This window comes from Thermogemmatispora argillosa (assembly GCF_059696725.1).
Genome location: NZ_AP019377.1, coordinates 4,558,681 through 4,578,464, shown reverse-complemented (window position 1 = coordinate 4,578,464; position 19,784 = coordinate 4,558,681). Strand labels below are relative to the sequence as shown.

Here is a 19,784-nt window from a genome sequence, read left to right as displayed (position 1 = left end):
CTCCGGCTATGAGCGAGGGACAGCAAGATTCTAGCTATAGTCAACATCGAAGGGATGTCGCGCATGGCTAGGGCGGAAACAAAAGAGAGAACCTGGTCATTCGATCAGATCTACGACGAGTATAAAACATCTATTTATAATTATGTGTACCATCTGGTAGGCGATCGCGAGCAGGCAGATGACCTGACCCAGGATACCTTCCTGAAGGCGTTCCGCGCTCTGCCAAAGATGGACAGTAATCTGAAGGTGTCGGCCTGGCTCTATCGTATTGCGACAAATACTGCTTACGATGCCCTGCGACGCAAGAAGCTGATCGCCTGGCTTCCCTGGCAGGACCTGGACCACGAGCCAGCCGATATGGAGAGTGCTGACCCGCAGGAGGTCTATACAACGACTGAGCTGGTGCGCGCCGCCCTGCGACGTATGCCCCAGCAGTATCGGGCCGCCCTGCTGCTCTATACTCAGGAAGGTTTCTCCTACAGCGAGATCGCTCAGGCGCTCAATATCGCCGAGAGCGGCGTGAAGATGTATCTGTCGCGCGCACGCCAGTCTTTCCGTGAACACTATAAGGCGTTAGAGCGAGGAGCTGGCTCTAAGTAGCTCCGCCGTGGGAAGGTGATGGTCCGGCACCGTCAGCCAAGCAGGGAAGGGCGCATCGCTCTGGTTGACGCATTCGCCCCTCCGTCCATGTGGCCATCGCTGGCGTCCCCTGCCCTGTCGCTGCTCTCACTGTCGGCGCTGTTCACGGCGGGACGCTCTCTTTGCCCATCGCTTCCCTGTGTCGTCCCGTCCCGCGGTCACGCAGCGCTCCTCGCTCGCCTCTTTTTATTCTTTCGCCCGAATTTCTCTCTCCACCTCCCCCACAATTGCTTTCTATTATCTTCCCGCTACATATCCTTTTTGCAGTCCTGCCAACCGATCAGCTACCTAGGTATGGTGAGTATAATGTAGTAGTGGTGGGTCCCAGGCCCTTCCCAAGAACCAGGGGTGGCCTCGCAGTGCGAACTGAATAGGTTAGGAGGGATGTCATGCTACGAGCTTGGGGTCTCAGTAAATATTTGAAGCATGCCGCGACACGCGCCGCACCGATCTTGCTGTCCGCGTCTGCCACGTCGTCTGCTCCCAGGCTAGAGCGCAAGGCCGCTGCGGAGGCGGCAGCGCCAGGTGAGCTGCACTACGATGTGTATTTTCGTGCTCTTCCCGAGGCGGCCAGGCCGGAAATTATTTCTCAGCTCGATCGTCGTGAGCGCCTGGTCTTTCTGCTACTGAATGGGAAGCGTAGCCTGAGCGAGATCGCTCGCCTCGTCCACCGCGATGAGCAAGACGTGGCCTGTACCGTGGCTCGTCTGCTCCGCAATGGCTATGTAGAACATATCGAGGAGACCACCCCAGCCAGCACAGACACACCGGTCCCCCAGCTAACCCAGGCTCCCTCTCATCCGTTATAATAAAGGAGCCTGAAACGGATGGCGGGGCTTGGGTATGCCTACCCGCAAGCGGCGGCAAGCAGCATGAGCAGAGCAAGCTCTCCGATGGTGCTGCCTGCCAGGACGAACGTCCTTCCAATGCATTGGGCGCTGCAGCTTCTTTTCTTTGAGGCTGACTGCGTACCTCGCCGCGCTACTCGCGTTGCTTGCTGGCCAAGCCAGTGCCAGCTCTTCTATCTATCAGTACCAGCGCGGTCCGCGAAGGGGAGGACGAGCCGGACCCCGCCCTCCCCTTATCTATTGCTGAGGCTTGTGCTCGCATGCGTGCGATGGTGCGTTCCTTGGGCGCTAAACTGATTCTGGCGGCGGGGTTGATCTGCCTCCTCTGCTTGTGCCTGTTCCTGGCCTTGAGCTGGTTTCTGCTCTCTTATTTCTCCGCCCACCACACGCCTTTCCCCCATATTTGGCTGGCCATCGTCGCCTTGTTGCTCTTTATCAGCGCCCCAGGCTTCCTACTCTTCAGCGTTATGGTGCGCCGCTTCATTTCTCTCCCTCTTGCTAAGCTGTTGAGCCAGGTCGACCAGGGCCTGCGCCTGCCGCTCTCGCTTCCTCCGCGTACGCCTTCCCCTGCCTCCAATGCGCTGCCATTGCCGATGGCCTCTGGAGATGAGCTGACCGCGCTCTCACTCGCCTTCCAGCAGCTTAACTCTACGTTGGCGCAGCAGGACGCCGAAAGTCGCTTGTTAACACGTCAGTTGAGCGACCTGCTGAGCATGAGCGATGCTCTGATTTCGACCCTCAATTTGGAGCATTTGCTAGCTGAGATTGTCTCTCGCCTCGGGGTGATCATGCAGGTGCGTCAGGTCTCGCTCTTGCTCTATGGGCGCGATCAGCCTGCCCCCTGGGCCGTAGCTCTGTGGAGCAATGACCCCCCGCGCACTGAGCTATTGACCGGCGAGACCTATCGTCAGGGTCAGGTGCGCGTCTATACTGATCCTCGCGCCGATATCACGCTGGCGGCAACGACGAAAATGGCTGCGCTGCCGCGTCCGACGCCCCCTGCACCACGGCGCCGCGTGATTCGACCGCCACGTCTTCAGGCGGCGGTTGCTCGTGTGGAGCCTCCTCATCCCCGCATCCCTCAAGAGGCGCTCCGCGAGCTGGATATGTTACTTGCCCGCATGGCTATGCAGAAACAGAAAATCGCTTATGGTGAGGATGTGCGCGCTATCTACCAGGAGCGTCAGGAGCGCTGGGCCCGGCTGGCGCTGGAGGCCGGTTATGGGGCGGTAATTGCTACACCTTTGCTGCTGCAGGATGAGACGATTGGGGCCATTATGCTTTACTCTGAGCGCCCCTATCAATTGACTCAGCGCGATACCTTTCTGCTGAGTACGGCGGCTATTCAGGCAGCGATGGCGATTCAAGATGCTCTGCTCTTCGCTGAGGTCAAGGAGAAGAATGTGGCTCTGGAGCGTGCTAATCAGCTGAAGTCTCAGTTTCTGGCAACAGTCACCCATGAGCTGCGCGCTCCTTTGCACAGCATCATTAGTTACGGCTCGCTGCTGGTAGACGGGTTTGTTGAGGGAACACTGACTCCAGAGCAGGAGGAGCATATCCGTTTTATGATCCGTCGGGCTGAGGATCTTTCGCACCTGGTCGATGATATGCTTGATCTGTCGAAGATCGAGGCTGACCGTCTGGAGGTGCGTCCTGAGCCGTTGGCCATCGAGGGCTGCCTGCGGGAGGTTGTGGATCAGCTCAAGCCGCTGGCCTTCGCGCGCGATCTCACCTTACAGCTAGAGCTGCCCGAGGAGCTGCCGCGAGTGTTAGCCGATAGCTACCGCTTGCGTCAGGTCCTGGTCAATATGGTCTCCAACGCTATTAAGTTCACTGAACGCGGCGGCATTACGATCCGTTGCAGTCTTCTGGAACGCTATGATATGCTGCGTATTGCTGTGCATGATAGCGGAATCGGTATCTCGCCAGCAGCGCTGGAGTATATCTTTGAAGCATTCCGCCAGGCCGACAGCAACACAGCACGCAAGTTCGGGGGCACGGGCCTGGGGCTGACGATTGCCCGTAAGCTTGTAGAACTGCAGGGCGGTGAGGTCTTTGTGGAAAGCATGCCAGGGCGAGGCTCGATCTTTTCTTTCGTGCTTCCCCTGGCGGCTAGCGCTAAGTCTCCGGGTCGCTCATAAGCGACGGCTCTCAGAGCTTAGGACAGGGGAGTCCGCCATCGCCATGCCTCTGCCGGTCCGTCGGATCAGCCCCTCCGTCTCTCTACGAGAAGTATCTAGGACGACAGTGACGATCGATGACGATGGATACCGGTGCATCATCCACACGGCGTGAGGCCACAATTCTGATTATTGAGAACGATCCTTCTGATCGCCTGCTCCTTGAGAAGGTTCTTGCTTCCCGCGGCTATCGCTGTCTTTCTGTGAGCAATGGCCGCGAAGCCCTGGATTTATTAGAACGTTTGGAGCGAGTCGACTTGATTCTTACCGATCTGCTCATGCCCGTCCTCGATGGGCAGCGGACAGCTCAGCTGATCCGCTCGCGCCCAGGCATGGAGAAGGTGCCCATCGTGGCTGTCACGGCTTATCCTCCCGATGAGGCACGCGGCACAGGTCCCAGTAGCGGCTATGCAGAGTATTTGCTGAAACCTTTTAAGCCGCGCCAGTTGTTGGACCTGGTTGAACGTCTGCTTGGCTCGCGGGCCTGAGTTTGTTACCAGTTGTTGTGCAAAGGAGCGAGTGCTGTGGAACTTGATCTTCAGTTGCTAGATGAACCTCCTACAGAGATCACTTGTGATGCGCTGGTGGTAGGGGTTGGCCGCCCACATGGCAGCGAACAGGCGCGTCTGAGCAGCGCCGCCCAACTGGTCGATAGCCGCCTCGAGGGTCTGCTCCAGGAGAGTTGCGCCCGCGGGGAGATAAAAGGCCATAGCGGCGAGGTTACTACCTTCTATGTTTCTGACCGGCTGGCCGCCAGACGGGTGGTTGTGCTTGGCCTTGGTGATCTGGAGCGCGATGGACCACGTACCCTGCGCCGTGCTTGCGCTACCGTGGCCCGTCAGCTCCAGGAGAAGGGCGCAAGACGGGTGGCTTTGGCCCTCGATGTGACGAGCCTTCAGCCTGAACCAGGTTCACCGCAGTCATTGACAATGCTGGCCGCGCTGCAGGCCCAGGTAGAAGGCTTTTTGCTCGGCCTCTATCGTTTCAGTCGCTATCGCAGCAATGGCGCGCGCGAGTCTGAGACAGCCTGTCGGGAGCTGGTGCTCCACGTTGGAGCAGCTCAGACGGCTTACGATAAGAGTACACTAGAAGCCGCTGTTCAAAAAGGCCGCGTTCTGGCCGAGGCGACCAACTTCGCGCGCGATCTGGTCAATGAACCGCCGAATGTGCTCACACCCGGTGAGCTGGCACGCCGGGCCCGCACTATGGCTGCAACCTGGGATCTCGCTTGTGAGGTGCTGGAGCGCCCCCAGATGGAAGAGTTGGGCATGGGTGGCCTGCTGGCCGTCTCGCGAGGGAGTAGCGAGCTTCCTTATCTGGCCATCCTGCGCTATCGCGGCGCCCCAGAGCAGGCAGGTGGCCTGGCCCTCGTTGGCAAGGGGATTACCTTTGACAGCGGCGGCCTCTCCTTGAAGAGCGCAGATGGTATGACGACAATGAAAGGCGATATGGCGGGGGCTGCCGCCGTTCTGGGAGCAATGCAGGCCATTGCGCGCCTTAAACCAGCTCTGAACGTCACCGCCCTTGTGCCCACAACTGAGAATATGCCAGACGGTCACTCTTATCGCCCAGGCGACATTCTGCGCATCATGAATGGTAAGACAATCGAAATCGTGAACACCGATGCTGAGGGGAGGCTCATCTTAGCCGATGCCATGTCCTACGCCTCGCGCGAAGGGCTATCACCGATTATCGATGTTGCAACCCTGACCGGTGGCATTGTGATTGCATTGGGCCACGTCTACACAGGCCTCTTTAGCAACGATAGTCGCTTGAGCGAAGAACTCATCGCCGCCGGCGAGGCAGTGGGAGAAAAGCTGTGGCGGTTACCCCTCGACGAAGAGTACGAAGAGCAGATTAAGAGTGAAGTAGCAGATATCAAGCAGACGGGAGGCCGGCCTGCTTCTTCGATTACTGCCGCCAAGGTGCTGGAGCACTTTGCTGGCTCAGCCGCCTGGGCTCATTTGGATATCGCTGGGACCAGCTTTGTGGACAGTCCCAAACCGTATCAAGAGAAGGGGGCCACGGGGGTGGCGGTGCGAACGCTAGCCGAGTTTGTTCTGCGACGCGCCGCTGCACACGGCTAAGCCAAGGTAAGCGGGTGCGACTAACTGTACAGCCCGCTCAGTAGCGTGATATACTCTTGGCATGAAGATCCGTGTTCGTTACTTTGCGGGATTACGCGAGGTTGTCGGTCAGAACGCCGAAGTCTTGACGCTGCCCGAGGGGGCGACCGTCGCGGCAGCGCGGACGTTGCTGATCACGCGTTATCCCCGCCTGCAGCCAATTCTGGAGCGCTCGCTGTGCGCGGTGAACCGCGAGTATGTGCCCGCGGATCACACGCTGCAGGAGAACGATGAGCTTGTCTTTATTCCTCCGCTCGGCGGTGGGGCGGCTTGGGCTTGAGCTTGGGCTTGGGCTTGATGCCGGCTTTTACCAGCCAGTTAGCTAGCCTCCGCCCTGCCCCGACAGGGGAAGCCAGTTCCTCCCAAGCAAGTAGGATAGGCCTATGGAGCCAGTGATTCAGATTACACGCGAGCCACTGAATCGCGAGGCGCTGGTGGCCGCGGTGGCCGCGCCCGAAGTTGGCGGCATTGTGATCTTTGAGGGAGTGGTGCGCAATCACGCCCGCGGGAAGCAAATCCGCTATCTGGAATATGATGCCTATCCCGAAATGGCAGAGCAGCAGATACGGCTCATCGTGGAGGAGGCGCGCAAACGCTGGGGGGCAGAACGGGTAGCGGTCGCCCATCGTCTCGGGCGTGTAGAAATTGGTGAGGCCAGCGTCATTATCGTAGTTGCAACGCCCCACCGTGCCGAAGCCTTCGAAGCCTGCCGCTATATCATCGATACCCTCAAGACGACCGTACCGATCTGGAAAAAAGAAGTCAGCCTCGACGGGGAAGCCTGGGTAGAGGGCTGAATGAGCAAAGAGCGCCGGCCCCTTGCACCTGAGCAGCCCAGACAGAGACGCAGACGTTTCATCCCTCTAGAACGAAATGAGAAGCTGAAGAAGCGCGGTGCCTGCTTGCCCGAGCGGCGAACCAAGGGACCGGCGCCAGATAGATCAGCCCGCAAAGGAGCCTTGTCTGATCCGCCCACTGTTGGATCGGACCGCATCCCTAGTTTATCGCCTGCCAGAGAAGAGGAGCAAGGCAGGCTTATCCCTCCCCGCTAGCTGAGCGGGGGCAGGGGCCGGAGGCCGCCGCAGGCGCATTTCTATGGTAGAATATTACATACAGAAGAGAGACAGAAAAGCGCCTCTCTTCTCTCTAGACTGCTGTTAGATGCAGGCAAAGGACTGGCTGGAAAGCACCCCCGGTCTCTCAACGGATGGGGGATACTCCTTGAAGCCTTCTGCTACTGTCTCCCGACAGTCCTCAAGGAGTTTGATCGGAGGCTGCTGATGAATCTCTTTGAGAAGCAGGCACAGCTTCACCAATTCTTCGCCCAGAATCCCGTCAATGCGGCCTACCTCACCGGCGTGCTGAAGGGGCGCACAACCTTTGGGGAGCTGAGCGATATTGATATTGCCATCCTCCTGATGGATCAGGTGCGCTCGGAGCAGTTCCTTGACTACCAGCTCTACTTTTTCAGTGAGCTGGCCAGACGCCTGGAGACCGAGAATATCGATGTCATGATCCTGAATCAGGCGTCCTTGTTGCTCAAGCTGCAAGTGATCAAGTATGGCCAGATCCTCTATAGTCGCGATGAGAAGCGGAGGATCATGTTTGAAACCAAGGCGGTCATGGACTATCTGGACTTCAAGCGCTTCGACGAGATCCAGAATCAGGCGCTGAGCCGCCGCTTGCAGCAGCAACTGCTGCCGATCGATAAGGATCTGGTCCAGCGCCACTTGCAGCAGCTAAGCGAGGCCATCTCTATCCTGCGCGGCCTGGGGGAGACGCAGCGCGAGGAGTTCACCAGCGATTACCGCATCTACGGCCTGGCAGAGCGCTATCTTCAGCTTGCCATTGAAGCCTGCCTGCAGATCTGCAGCATCCTGGTCGCTTCTTTCGGCCTGCGCCGACCCGAGGACTACCATGAACTCTTGAGCATTGTGGCAGCCCAGCAGCTGATTCCTAAGACGCTCGCCTACCGCCTGGAAGTGCTGACCAATCTGCGCGATGCCTTGATCCGCGATCCTGGCACGCTGAACCGTGACCTGCTCTACGATCACATCCGGCAGCGTTTGGATGATCTGGAGAGCTTTGCAGAGACAATCAAGGGGCGCATAGAGCCATAACCATACCAGCGGACTGAGATGAGACCAGAACCGGCCCGCTGCCAAACCAGGCCTTCTTCGCAGTGTGCGGCGCGCAGCATCTGCTGCGCCGTGCCGCGCACCGCGCCGCTTCTACCCCGCCTTGGCACTGCCGAGAGAGAGCAGGATTGGACAAGGGCCTGGCTAGAGGGCTTCACTGGCCTGACGTAGCTCGCTCGCCTGAGCCAGGATTTCGCGTGCTTCTTCGGGTCGTCCCATTTCCTGGTAGATCTGGGCCAGGGTCTCGTAGGCCAGCACAAGGGAGGGATCTAGGGCTATGGCTTGCTTGGCCATCTCAACCGCCTCGTTGTAACGCTTGACCTCGCGGTAGGCATCAGCCAGGTCATTGTAATAGTCCGCATTGAGCGGATCGGCTTCGATAGCATTCTCATAATTCTCGATCGCTTCCTGATAGCGCCCGAGAGCATCGTAGGCGGTAGCAAGCTGATAGTATCCCTCGGCATCGTCTTCGAAGCGCTGGAGCAGTTCGCTGGCTGCCACAATAGCCTCTTCATGGCGGCCCTGGGCATTATAGGCATCAGCCAGACCAGCATAGGCCGCCGCCAGATCCTCAGTCTGCAGATCGTCGGCAGCAGCAATCAGTTCCTGGTAGACACGAGCTGCCTCCTCATAGCGCTCAGCCTCCATGCAGGTCTCCGCCAGGCCAAAGCGAGCGCTCTGACGCTGAGGATCAAGCTCCAGAGCACGGCGATAAGCCTGAAGGGCCGCTTCTGTCTGCCCTTGCAGCGAACGCCAGTAAGCGAGCCGCTCCCAGGCCGTGGCATCCTCTGGGGCCAGGGCCACAATCCGCTCATAGGTTTGAGCGGCCTGATCACGCTCACCCATTTGCTCATAGACTAAGGCCAGCACATCATAAGCTGCCCGACCATCAGGGTCTAAGGCCAGCATTTGATTAGCGACTGAGAGAGCCTCATCATAGCGCCGCATGTCGAGATAGATGGCGGCCAGCTCACCATAGCGCGCAGGATCAGCCGGATTCTCATCGATCTCTGCTTCCTGGGCCATGAGGCGGCGGAGCTGGTCGTTGATCCGTCCACGCACGTCGCGCAAGCTGAGCGCAGCCTGCGGATGTTCAGCATTGAGAATGAGCGCCTGGCGGTAAGCCTGAACCGCATCCTGATAGAGGTTCTGAAGACGATAGGCATCGCCCAGCCTGACGTAAAGTTCATCATTCTCGGGATCGATCTCTAGCGCCTGCTGGAATGTCTCGATAGCCTCCTCATAGAGGCCCAGTTCGCTGTAGAGCTGCCCCAGATTGATGTAAGCTTCGATCAGACCGGGATCTAAGTCAATGGCACGACGATAACCAGCAATGGCTAACTCGCGATCCCCCAGATATTGCTGTGCCAAGGCCAGGTTGTAACGCGAACGGGCACTGTCAGGATTGGCGGCTACGGCTCGTTCAAAGGCGGCTGCCGCCCGTTCATAATCGCCGATACGTGCCGCCTCATTGCCGCGATCAGTCCATTCCTGTTCCTCACGACTGCGCCCATCTGCAACGCCATTCTGAGAGGTGGCCCCCGACTCTACGGCCTGTTCTCGCTCCGGTATGTCTTCCATTAGTAGCTACCCTTCTGTGTTTGCTCGTTAGACGTGCTCGACTACGCAACGGCCAACGGAGGAAGGCCCAGACAAAAGCACGTCCCGGGCTAGTATAACATGCCTCCTAAGCTTCTTCTAGTCTGTTCTTGCTGGCACGTAAGAGGCAGAAGAGAGCCGGGGCAGAGCCAAGGGATGAGGCTAAACCCGGGCAGATGGTGGAGAGCAGGGTCAGAGCAGGCTATGACGGGCCGGGCCGCTATCAGCCCCCTATCAGAGGAGAGAACCCAGAAGGGAGGGAGCGCAGGCTCGCCCGTCCTGGAAAGCAGGCCGGCCTGATACTTGCAGACATGGCCGCAGGCAGGTCAGATCTCTTCTGGCAAAGGGCGGAGCCAGGTCGCTGCCCTTTGCGCCAGCGTTGCAGTGCCTGCCCCTACTGACCCAGGCCGGCCTGCTTGCTCTTGCCCGAGACGACGAGCTAGTTAGGCTGCAGTGAGTCGTATAGGACAGCTCGCGTGAGCCGTACGGCTGGTAAGCCAAGATAGACAGTCTTCCTGCCAGGAGAAGGATTCGGATCGTCGGCTCAGTTCACCCCGGAGCGCGGGGGTGAAGCGGGATTCCCTAACCACCCCCGAGACCACGCCAGGCTAGCAGCGATTAGCAACTGCTCAGGATTTTGCAACACGTAGCGTCACCATATATTCATAGCGCGAGCCGGGATAGAAGACCTCACTATAGGCGATAGGTGAGCCAGTTTGATCGAAAGTTGTGCAGGTGACACGCAGACCTGGTTCGTCTGGAGGAATACGCAGAAGCTCGGCCTCGCGCGCCGAGGGCAGGGCCGCCTTAACATTCTGCTCGGCGATATAGGGGGTAAGGCCCTCCGAGGCCATCATGCTATAGAGTGAACCTTCACCCAGCTCCTTGGCTCGCTGATAGATGCCTGTCGCCCGCGGGTATGGCAAGTAATCGACCTCATAGGCGATCGGCACATCATCAGCCGTCCGCACGCGCACCAGACGAATAGCCTGCTCTTCATCGAGGAGACGCAGGCGCTCGCGCACTGTCTCCGAGCCGCGTACCAGCTCGCTGACAAGCAACAGGCCGCCCGGACGCTTGCCACGGCGGCGAATATCCTCGCTCAGGCTGGTCAGCTCGCTAAGGGTCTGCTGTACTCGCGGCTCGCAGACAAAGGTCCCTTTGCCATGTTGACGATACAACAGGCCTTCATGGACGAGCTCGGTCAGGGCCTGCCGCACCGTTGCACGGCTGACACGGTAGCGCGCCACCAGCTCTGGCTCGGACGGAATGGCAGTATGCGGAGCCAGATGGCCGGCTCGGATCTGTTGCTTGAGCACCTCTTTCAGCTGGTAATAGAGCGGCAGCGGGTTCGAACGTTCCAACATTGGCATAATATACAGTCCCCCCTATGTCCAGACAACAGGATTCTACCTCTCAGGCAGTCAAGCTGATGAGAAGAATATATCATAAAAGCCGCAAAGCGTCGAGAGGGGAACATACATGGAGAAGTGCGAGACAGACGGGCGGTTTTGGAAACAGCCTCTATCATCGCACTTCTCCTTCGACACTGCCTCTTACTTTCTCCCTTTACCCGCTCAGCAAGCGGCTCAGGCGACGCTGGCCTGAGCAAGAATGCGATCGATCTCGCTCTTCAGGCGCAGCGGATGGGGGCCTACCAAGCGAGCTATCTCTCGACCATCTTTAAAGACAATCAGGGTTGGAACGGCCTGGATATGCAGACGCGCGGGTGTGGTTGGGTTCTCGTCGATATCCATCTTGGCAAAAGCCAGCTTCCCCTTATACTCGTCGCTCAACTGCTCGTAGGTAGGAGCAAGGGCGCGACAGGGGGGACACCAGGTTGCCCAGAAATCGACGATCACGGGCGTCGGAGACTTGAGCACCCGCGCTTCGAAGTCACTATCACTGATATGGAACAGATTGGAACGCTCAGCCATTCACGTGACTCTCTTTCCCTGGAAATGGATTTCTTCCTTGCCTTTGATGCAGGCTAACTTCTTACTTAAGATAGCCGCAAGGGCTTTCAGTTAGGAAAACACTGGCAATCTTGTCCTTATTCCAGAGAGCCAGGCCCACCGTCTGATTATACTCGTCGGCGGGCGACCCCTGCAATAGCGAGGGCCATGATCGCTACGGGGTCTCCCGGCTGAGCTGAGCAGGCGACTCCCGCCCCATGCCACGCTCCTCCTCAGCTGTTCTCATTGCCAGTCATCCTGACCTGCTTGACTGAAGCGAAGTAAGTACCTGCTGGGCTGGCTCGCCGCAGTGGGAGGCCTGCCAATCACCACGCCAGCCCAGCGCTTTCCAGAGCCGTCCTCCCCATTGGCGTTAGCGATTATCGCGATTTCCTCCCTGCAGAATCATGAGCAAGCGCAGGATGTAGAGGAAGAGATTCATCACTGTCACAAAGATAGCGACAGTGAGCATGATGGCATTGGGCAGGGTATCGGCCAGGTACTTCGCGCGCTGCACATAGTAGAGCACGTAGCCGCCGAAAATGGCAATGCCCACGATAGAGATGAGCAAGCCACCCACCCCAGTGCCGAAGAGGCCAGGCAAGAAGATGCCGATGATGCCCGCCACGAGCAAGAGAATCAGGCCAAAGAAGAGGTACTTTCCTAAGCCTGAAAAGTCACGCTTTGTGGTCCAGGCATAGGCGGCCAGTCCCAGGGACGATAGCGCCGTAATCAAGAACGCTTCGCCCAGAATGTTCCCCATGCCGGCGCCGGTGAGGGCCATCACCAGGGGCGCGAGCGACATCCCCTCCAAGAAGGTGAACAGGTAGAGCAAGAAGAGGTTCAACCCATGAACTTCGATCGCCAGTTGGAGAATAAACAGGACGACCAAGCCGCCCAGGGCCACCAACAGGTAGGCACCCAAGCCAGCCACCTGGGAGAAGAAGGAGATACCGACAAAGGTGCCGATGCAGGCAACCAGGAAGGAGATGGCCAGCAGGAGCATGACCTTACTGACCAGGCTTCCCGCCCGCTCGTTAACATAAGGGATCGTCTGGTAGGGGTAGGGGCCCAGCCAGCTATTGCGCTCCCCTCCCATACCGAACGGCGAATTATAGCGTGGATTATACATTTGCTTCACCTCTCTCAGGGAAACAGCTGCTTCCGCTGCGACTCGGCTTCCTCCGCTGCCATCTGAGCACTAGTCTCGCTGAGATATGACAGCCGGCAGTCGGAGCACCGTAGTCCCTTGCTTCCTTCCTCATCAAGGTATTACGCAGCCGCGGGCCTGAAGTTGTACACCCCTCCCTTTCTCTTCTCTGCCGTCCTTCTCTCTGTCTTCTTTTTCAGGCGCAGCGCGGCCTTGCCCATCCAGAAAAGGAAACGCCCGGCAGGGCGGATTTATTTCGGCTGCTCGCGCCTCTCTGCCGGGTTTTCGGCCTCTGCGCTGCGCGGCTTGAAGGAAGATTCGGCAATATTGGTAATATCGCAGGGCGGATGGTTGCTATCGGCATGCCAATAGAAAGAACTACCCAGGGGCTTGTAAAGCAGGCCCCCACAACGGGGACAGCGTCGCGGCGTCTCGTTCTCCTGATCCTGACTCGTCGTCATAGATCTCTCACTCCTTCGGATCAAGGCGGCATAGGAGTCTGAGCTGAGAGCAAGCTCTCACTAGAGGGGGAGAGGAGGCAGGCCGGCTAGCCCGCCAGGCCAGGGGAAGTGGCAGCACCGTCGAGCGACGGTTTCGCACTCTCTATCTCTTCTCGCCTCGCTCTCCCACCTGCCCCTATGAAGCCAGGACGATCGCACAGGACCACAAGACGGCCTGGCGGCAGGCGATGGTTTTTTGCTCCTTGCGTCTGCGCTTTTGCGCTCTGCTCCGCTTTCCTTCTTACTTACTTACTATGGTGCCATTTGCATTCCCTTCGCCCGTCCGCCTACCGCTTCTGTGGCGCAGCCCACTGCTGATCACGGGTCCCAGGCACCGGCCTTCTTCCCAGCAGCCTGCTGAAGCAGCTGGCTGCTAGTGCAGTCAGGTTGCTCGCCGGGAAGGGAACATCTCCCCTGCTGCACCAGCCTCATTCGATGGTGCTCGGCTGGCAACGGATGGCCAGGGAGAGCAGCAGATCCGCTTCATCGACTAGTGGTGGTTTCTCGCCCTAGCGAAGAGCAGCGATCCTGGTGGCGCGGGGCAAACAGCGAGGACCTGGCATGGCAGAGGCCGCTGCCTGCCGCACACGGCCTGCTGTCTTAGTTACATGACACTCCAGACGCCACAGATCTCACAGTAAGCGACGCCCACTTCGCCGAAGGCCTTGCTACGGGTTTCCCAGCGGTCGTAGACGACAGCCAGCGAACCGCAATTCCAGCAGCGGGCCCGTCCTCCAGCCTTACTCTCGCTTTCCAGACGGCGCAGTAGCTGGCTGCGCGCCTCTTCGGCACCTGTATAGCTGGGATTATAGGCCAGATGCAGGAGATTCCCCAGCGGCAGGGTAATCTCATGGGACGGCGCTGGCGGTGACGGCTGCTGGAAAGTTGCTACAGGGCCGGAGGCACTGCTAGCGGCAGCCGGCACAGGTCGGCGGAAGTACTCGCGGGCCACACGACGGCCCCCCTCTGGGGGGACGGCTGGGAGATACTCAGGACCTTGCCGCTCCGTCACTGGGCGTTCGCCATTGGCCACCGGCGGCGATCCCGGGCCAGCGGGCGCGGCGAGCGTTTCACTGGGAGGGAATGGCAGAGGAGCGGCCTCCCCCGCCTGGGCGGAAGGCTGCGCCCCCGGGCGAGGAGCCGCCGCTGACGCCTGCTCACCATCCAGCGGTACAATGGGAGCCTGCTCCGTTGTCAGTGGCTCGGCTGCAACCTCCTCCCCCTGCTCCGCCACATGGTTATGATTGTCGTTCTCGGGTTGCTCTGGTGGATTCGCGCGTCTGCGCCTCGTTACTGGCATAGGGGCAGCTCCCTCAATAGAAGTTCTTTTCTCCTCGATGATACATGCACCTGCATTATATCACAGCCCTTTCAGTACCCTCAAGCAGATCGATGGTCTGCCCGCCCCTCACGTTGCCAGGCGACCAGCACGCTCCGCTTCCTTCCTTGTTCGGCTCAGCCCTTACCTCTTCTTGAAGAAGTCGGCGTTGATCTTGATGAAGTGCCGCCACTCGTCGGGTACTGCCGATTCCTCAAAGATAGCGTTGACCGGGCATGCCGGCTCACAGGCGCCGCAGTCGATGCACTCGTCAGGGTTGATGTAGAGCTGCTCGCTCTCCTCAAACCCTTCTTCGTTCGGCGTTGGGTGAATGCAATCTACCGGGCAGACATCAACACAAGAAGCATCTTTCACGCCAATGCACGGCTGAGTGATCACGTAGGGCATCCAACATTCCGGCGCATCAACCCCTGCCTACGCCTTAGCACGCACGGCCTGCAAGCAGGAAGGGGGGAACAGCGCCGCCTCCTTTTCCTCTGAGATGAGCATGTTTCCGGCTGAGATCCGACACGCCTGAGCTGACAGTCAGAAGAGCCGCCAGTCAGCACGCGGTCAGACTCTACCTGTCTTCCCAATCTCATGGCTAGCGCCCCCCTGGCTCTCTCAGTCCGCCCAGAGAGCGGGCGCCTCGCTGCTCCGGTCTCTCTCTGGCTGCTGGTGGTGGAATCGCTTGGTGGGTCGGCGCCGCCACAAGCCTTGTTTTGTTAGTCGTTGCCCTGAGCCTATCCAGAAGGTCCGCTGCCGTTCCCGGTGAGCGGTCGCTGTGCTCGCTGGACAGGCTCTGATTCTAGCCTAGTTCAGTATAGAAGGTTGGCAACTCGATGTCAATTCCAGATCGCTCCTTTTCCGCGCCTTCACCGCTCCCCGCAGCACGAGCTTGCCCCTCTCTCACAATTGCCTCACAGGATTCTTTCTGCCCCCCTGGCTCTTTTCTTGCGATGGAGCTGACTATTATAGGCACGCTCCTGTCACGGGTCGGGGGTGAGGCTGCCGCTGTGGGAATAAGATGGGCAGAGGGGACAGGCAAGGAAAGGAGTTGTCAGTACAATGACGGTGATGGTATGCCAAGGCTCCTAGAGATGGCTCTCTTCTTGCCAAATTGGCTTTGATCCTTTAGAGTATTGGCATGAGTCAGGGTGAAGGCAGTCTCGCACCACGGCGCGCGGAGATGCCCCCGCTACTTTTGCTGGCTCCTTCGGATTGGCAGGACTATGCGCTGTTGGATAGTGGCGCCGGGGCTCGCCTGGAGCGGCTTGGTCCCTATTGCTTTGTGCGCCCCGAGCCGCAGGCGCTTTGGCAGCCCGCGCTGCCGCGTAAGCTTTGGGAGAGAGCCGATGCGGTGTTCGTGGGCGGTTCTCCGCTGCTGGAAGATCAGGAGCAGCACGGGCGCTGGCAGTTCCGCCGTCCGATTGAGTCGCGCTGGATGGTGCGCTATAAGCATTTGAGTTTCTGGGCCGCTCCGACGCCGTTCCGCCATTTGGGGGTCTTTCCTGAGCAGGCCAGTCACTGGAACTGGCTGGCAGAGTTGGTTAGCCGTGCCGCTCGGTGGCGCCCGGTACGGGTGTTGAATCTGTTCGGCTATACGGGTCTGGCTTCTCTGGCCGCCGCCAGTGCTGGCGCCAGTGTGACGCATGTCGATGCTTCAAGGAAGATTTTGGAGTGGGCCCGCGCTAATCAGGCGCTCTCTGGCTTGAGTTCACGCCCGATCCGCTGGATTGTCGATGATGCTTTGAAGTTCGCTCAGCGCGAGGTGCGCCGCGGGTCACGCTACGATGGGTTGATTATCGATCCGCCCAAGTTCGGACGGGGCCCGCGTGGCGAGGTCTGGAAGCTACAGGAATCGCTTCCGGGGCTGCTGCAGACATGCCGCTCGTTGCTGAGTGAGGAGCCGCTCTTTGTAGTGTTGACAACATATGCGATCCGCGCTTCGGCGCTGAGTTTGTATTATGCTCTGGCGGAGATGATGCGGGGTTACGGTGGCACGATTACGACGGGTGAAATGGTGCTGATAGAGGAGAGCGCGCAGCGTTTGCTGTCAACGGCGATTTTCGCTCGCTGGAGCTGCGAGCCGCTGGCGCTATGAGCGCAGCGTCAGCCAGGAGCAGGCAGTTTGAAGCCAGGGTTCTCAGGCTGGCGGCGCTTGACAAAGCGCGTTTAGCTGGCTACACTTTAGATAATTCTTCACAGGTCTTTTGGTCCACTTCAGGTCTGCGAAGGGGGCTCTGGCGATGGCATTGCAATTGACGATAGGGTTTGGTCAGGTAGAGGCAGTTCTTGGCTCAGTGGCCAGTCTGACTCTCCTCCCCGAGATTGCGCAGGCGCTTGCTCTTCTCGCCAGTTGTCGCCCGGCGCATCGTTGATCTCGCTCAGCTCTTGCTTTTTCCCTCTGTTCTCTCCTCGTGGTTAGGGCCTGTAGGCGCTGCGCTACCTCCTCAGCGGCTCCTGGCTGGTCCCTGGTTTGCTCCTTCAGAAGCGCTGTCTGTGGGCTTTTTTTATTTTTCAAAAACTCCTGTGAATCGAGAAAGGGGTCTTTCCTATGCCTTCCAGGCTTTCTCCGGCAGATCCACAATATGTGCGCGAGTTAGGCGATGGTTTGCGGCTGCGCTGGTCCCGCCCCGAGGATACTGAAGAGCTGGCGCGTCTGGAGTGCGAGGTTTTTCTACACCGGCCGGCTGATCCTTTGCAGCAGCCGTTGGCCTGGCATGTGCGCGAGCTGGTCAGCGGCAGCCATCCGCTGATGGGGAGCCACGATTTCGCGCTGGTGGAGGATAGGCGCCGTCGCTCCAGGAAGGTGGTAGCCTGCGCCTGCCTGTGGCGCCAGCCCTGGGAGTATGAGGATGTCCGCCTGCTAGTGGGCCGCCCCGAGCTGGTGGTGACCGATCCGGCCTATCGTCATCGCGGTCTGGTCCGGGCGATGCTTGAGTTGCTGCACGCACGGAGCGAGGTCTTGGGTGCCCAGGTGCAGGCGATTACGGGTATTCCCTACTTCTATCGTCAGTTCGGTTACGAGTATGCGCTAGCGCTAAGCGGCTATTTGACCTTCCCGGTGGCCTCGATTCCGCCCGCGTCGGAGGAGGGTCAAGAGCCGGTGTGGCTGCGCGATGCGACGCTGGAGGATCTTCCTGCCATTATGGCGCTCTATGAGGCTGACCGTCGTCGGGGCGGGTTTGCAGTGTCGACGCCGATCAGTGAGGAGTGGTGGCGCTACCATTTAACTCACTGGCAGCACTGCCGGACGGGGGAGCATTGGCATATTTTGGTGATGTGCAGCCACCACAGCAGCTTTCTTGGCTTTCTGGTGATGCCGACGATGCGTTGGCGCTCGGTGGTGCCGGTGTTGAGCTGCTTCGAGGTGGTGCCTGGAGTCGATCTGTTCTGGCTCTTGCCTCCTGTGCTGCGGGCAGTCCTGGCCGAGGGAGGCAGGATGCTGGTGCGCCGCGATCCGGCTGAGATCGATCAGTTGCGCATCTATCTGGACGATGGGCATCCAATTCGAGCAGCGCTGCTGCGCTTGTCCAACTATTATGGCGAGCCGCTGGCGGTGAGGAGTAGCCGCTCTTATGCCTGGTATGTGCGTGTCCCCAATTTGGCGGCGTTCTTGCACCATGTGACTCCGGTACTGGAGCAGCGGCTGAGCTGTTCGCCGCTGGCTGGCTACAGTGGGAGGCTCTGTCTGCATTTCTATGGCTATGAGGTGCTGCTGCATTTTCAGGCGGGCCGACTGGAGATGGTGGAGGAACAGGAGCCTGCTTTTGACTATGAGCGGGCCGATGCGGCTTTTCCGCCGCAGGCGTTTCTACCGCTGCTGTTTGGCTACCGCAGCCTGGATGAGCTGAGCTATGCCTTTCCCGATATTGAGGTGAGACCGACGGCGGAGCTGCTGCTCCAGACGCTCTTTCCTAAGCGGCCTTCTTGGGCGCTTCCGTTGGGTTAGCATGGTTGGCGTTGAGCGTCGCCGGGCCAGGCAGTGAGAGGGAAGAGGAGGGAACCGGCGGGCGAGTGGCTGTTTGTTGTTGCGTAGGGGTGCTCGCCCACCGGCTGGGCGGGTCGCTGGCCGCTTCAAGCGACTTCCAGGACGCCTTGGGTCGTCTGTTCGATCAGCAGGCGAATGACCTGGTCAATGGCGCCCGTTTGGCGATAGATAGCGATCTGGCGATCGGCTCCGGTGCCGCGGGGATCAGTCAGCAGAGCGCGCAGGTAGGCCATTTCTCGCTGACTCCCCAGCTCATCGGCTACGTCGGCGACGAAGTCCAGAAGTTCTCCGATGGCTTCGCGCATGCTCAGGCGCCGACGGTTGGGGAAGTCGATGTAGGTGGCGTCGAGTCCGTCGCGCATGGCCAGCCATTTGTTTTCTTCGATATAGAGGCGCGGGAGGACGAAGGTGGTCACGCCTTGCTGATGGAGGAGGCAGAGTTTGGCAACCAGGGCCTGGCAGAGGGCTGTCAGGGCCAGGGTGTCTTCAAGAGTGGCTGGCATGTCGCAGATGCGAAATTCGAGGGTGTCGAAGAAGGGATGGAGGCGGATATCCCACCAGATGCGCTTGCCGTTGTCGATGGCTCCCACCTGGATGAGGTCATCGACGTAGCGCTCAAAGTGGGCCAGGTTGGGCAGCACTTCGGGCAGGCCGCTGCGGTTACAGCGCTTCCAGACGACGGAGCGATAGGATTTGATGCCGGTCAGGCGGCCCGCCCAGAATGGCGAGTTGGCGGAGAGGGCAAGCAGGTGCGGCAGCCACAGACGGGCCTGGTTCATGACGGCTATGGCGATTTCACGGTCGGGAATGCCTACATGGATGTGCAGCCCAAAGATCAGTAAGGAGCGGCCTACATCCTGTTCCTCTTCCTCTAGCTCAGCGTAGCGCTCGCGTTCGGTGCGCTGCTGATCCTGCCAGCGGGCTGTAGGGTGGGTGCCAGCGCTGACGGGGACCAGGTCTTCTGCCGCCAGCACTTCGATGAGGCTCCGGCGCAATGTGCCCAACGCTTGCCGTACGGCGGCGATATCGGCGCAGACCGGGCTGATGATTTCAACGGTCGAGGCGTGCATCTCAGGTTTGATCTGCTCACCAAAGAGAGGCTGGCCTTTCTCCAGGACGCGCTCGATGGCGCTGCAGAGTTGACCGCTGCGACGCTCAACAAGTTGAAATTCTTCCTCGACGCCAAGAGTGGGACGATAAAGGGCTGAACGACGTTTCATACGTGATCCTTTGCTCTTCAAAGCGACAGGTCCGGCAGAGGTGGCTCCTTCGACACGCAACGCCTTCAAGACGATCCTTTTGAATTATACTCTACTTTCTGGCAGGGACGGAACAAA

Annotated in this window: 19 protein-coding genes; 11 read left to right on the top strand and 8 right to left on the bottom strand. The window is 59.3% G+C overall.

Translation table 11 applies throughout. The features are described 5' to 3' along the window. Positions 1 to 63 precede the first annotated feature (63 nt). From AC6H1L_RS17990 to hepT, 8 genes are all read left to right on the top strand, one after another. Positions 64 to 600 carry an RNA polymerase sigma factor gene (locus AC6H1L_RS17990; protein WP_162179504.1) on the top strand — a complete coding sequence of 179 codons (537 nt, stop codon included), beginning with the start codon at positions 64 to 66 and terminating at the stop codon, positions 598 to 600. Positions 601 to 1,028: 428 nt separating this feature from the next. After that, entirely contained in the window at positions 1,029 to 1,448 is a 420-nt protein-coding gene (locus tag AC6H1L_RS17985; RefSeq protein WP_497598846.1) for a hypothetical protein, read from the top strand. A 299-nt stretch (positions 1,449 to 1,747) separates the two neighbouring features. Beyond that, the gene (locus AC6H1L_RS17980; protein ID WP_497598845.1) at positions 1,748 to 3,628 is read left to right on the top strand and encodes a sensor histidine kinase; all 1,881 of its coding nucleotides are present in this window, start codon (positions 1,748 to 1,750) and stop codon (positions 3,626 to 3,628) included. A gap of 122 nt (positions 3,629 to 3,750) precedes the next feature. Next, positions 3,751 to 4,155 (top strand): response regulator, encoded by a 405-nt coding sequence (locus AC6H1L_RS17975; RefSeq protein ID WP_497598844.1) that lies wholly within the window; start codon positions 3,751 to 3,753, stop codon positions 4,153 to 4,155. A 36-nt stretch (positions 4,156 to 4,191) separates the two neighbouring features. Next, positions 4,192 to 5,754, top strand: coding sequence for a leucyl aminopeptidase (locus tag AC6H1L_RS17970; RefSeq protein WP_497598843.1), 1,563 nt, complete (start codon positions 4,192 to 4,194; stop codon positions 5,752 to 5,754). Between the two features lie 61 nt (positions 5,755 to 5,815). Then, complete coding sequence (locus AC6H1L_RS17965; RefSeq protein WP_497598842.1) at positions 5,816 to 6,073, top strand: MoaD/ThiS family protein; 258 nt, start codon at positions 5,816 to 5,818, stop codon at positions 6,071 to 6,073. A gap of 103 nt (positions 6,074 to 6,176) precedes the next feature. Then, a complete protein-coding gene (locus AC6H1L_RS17960) occupies positions 6,177 to 6,590 on the top strand; it encodes a molybdenum cofactor biosynthesis protein MoaE (RefSeq protein ID WP_497598841.1) in 414 nt (137 codons plus the stop codon). A gap of 483 nt (positions 6,591 to 7,073) precedes the next feature. Then, positions 7,074 to 7,913: a type VII toxin-antitoxin system HepT family RNase toxin gene (hepT, locus tag AC6H1L_RS17955; protein ID WP_497598840.1), complete on the top strand. Its 840-nt coding sequence runs from the start codon at positions 7,074 to 7,076 to the stop codon at positions 7,911 to 7,913. A gap of 162 nt (positions 7,914 to 8,075) precedes the next feature. Here hepT and AC6H1L_RS17950 read toward each other — a convergent pair whose 3' ends face one another. From AC6H1L_RS17950 to AC6H1L_RS17920, 7 genes are all read right to left on the bottom strand, one after another. Next, complete coding sequence (locus AC6H1L_RS17950; RefSeq protein WP_497598839.1) at positions 8,076 to 9,512, bottom strand: tetratricopeptide repeat protein; 1,437 nt, start codon at positions 9,510 to 9,512, stop codon at positions 8,076 to 8,078. Positions 9,513 to 10,159: 647 nt separating this feature from the next. Continuing rightward, a complete protein-coding gene (locus tag AC6H1L_RS17945; protein ID WP_297160648.1) occupies positions 10,160 to 10,903 on the bottom strand; it encodes a GntR family transcriptional regulator in 744 nt (247 codons plus the stop codon). A 216-nt stretch (positions 10,904 to 11,119) separates the two neighbouring features. Further along, positions 11,120 to 11,467, bottom strand: a complete 348-nt coding sequence (trxA, locus tag AC6H1L_RS17940; protein WP_497598838.1) for a thioredoxin — start codon at positions 11,465 to 11,467, stop codon at positions 11,120 to 11,122. A 391-nt stretch (positions 11,468 to 11,858) separates the two neighbouring features. Then, the gene (locus tag AC6H1L_RS17935; RefSeq protein WP_497598837.1) at positions 11,859 to 12,617 is read right to left on the bottom strand and encodes a Bax inhibitor-1/YccA family protein; all 759 of its coding nucleotides are present in this window, start codon (positions 12,615 to 12,617) and stop codon (positions 11,859 to 11,861) included. 269 nt (positions 12,618 to 12,886) lie between these two features. Then, complete coding sequence (locus tag AC6H1L_RS17930) at positions 12,887 to 13,096, bottom strand: hypothetical protein (protein WP_497598836.1); 210 nt, start codon at positions 13,094 to 13,096, stop codon at positions 12,887 to 12,889. Between the two features lie 643 nt (positions 13,097 to 13,739). Continuing rightward, positions 13,740 to 14,435: a hypothetical protein gene (locus tag AC6H1L_RS17925; RefSeq protein WP_497598835.1), complete on the bottom strand. Its 696-nt coding sequence runs from the start codon at positions 14,433 to 14,435 to the stop codon at positions 13,740 to 13,742. 162 nt (positions 14,436 to 14,597) lie between these two features. Continuing rightward, entirely contained in the window at positions 14,598 to 14,861 is a 264-nt protein-coding gene (locus tag AC6H1L_RS17920) for a 4Fe-4S dicluster domain-containing protein (protein ID WP_497598834.1), read from the bottom strand. Positions 14,862 to 15,642: 781 nt separating this feature from the next. Between AC6H1L_RS17920 and AC6H1L_RS17915 the strand changes: the two genes are divergently transcribed. From AC6H1L_RS17915 to AC6H1L_RS17905, 3 genes are all read left to right on the top strand, one after another. Continuing rightward, on the top strand, positions 15,643 to 16,557 hold the full coding sequence (locus AC6H1L_RS17915) for a class I SAM-dependent methyltransferase (protein ID WP_497598833.1): 915 nt from the start codon (positions 15,643 to 15,645) through the stop codon (positions 16,555 to 16,557). A gap of 145 nt (positions 16,558 to 16,702) precedes the next feature. Then, positions 16,703 to 16,834 carry a hypothetical protein gene (locus AC6H1L_RS17910; RefSeq protein ID WP_497598832.1) on the top strand — a complete coding sequence of 44 codons (132 nt, stop codon included), beginning with the start codon at positions 16,703 to 16,705 and terminating at the stop codon, positions 16,832 to 16,834. 176 nt (positions 16,835 to 17,010) lie between these two features. Next, on the top strand, positions 17,011 to 18,408 hold the full coding sequence (locus AC6H1L_RS17905) for a GNAT family N-acetyltransferase (protein WP_497598831.1): 1,398 nt from the start codon (positions 17,011 to 17,013) through the stop codon (positions 18,406 to 18,408). Between the two features lie 125 nt (positions 18,409 to 18,533). Here AC6H1L_RS17905 and AC6H1L_RS17900 read toward each other — a convergent pair whose 3' ends face one another. Further along, complete coding sequence (locus tag AC6H1L_RS17900; RefSeq protein ID WP_497598830.1) at positions 18,534 to 19,667, bottom strand: carboxylate-amine ligase; 1,134 nt, start codon at positions 19,665 to 19,667, stop codon at positions 18,534 to 18,536. Between the last annotated feature and the right edge of the window lie 117 nt (positions 19,668 to 19,784).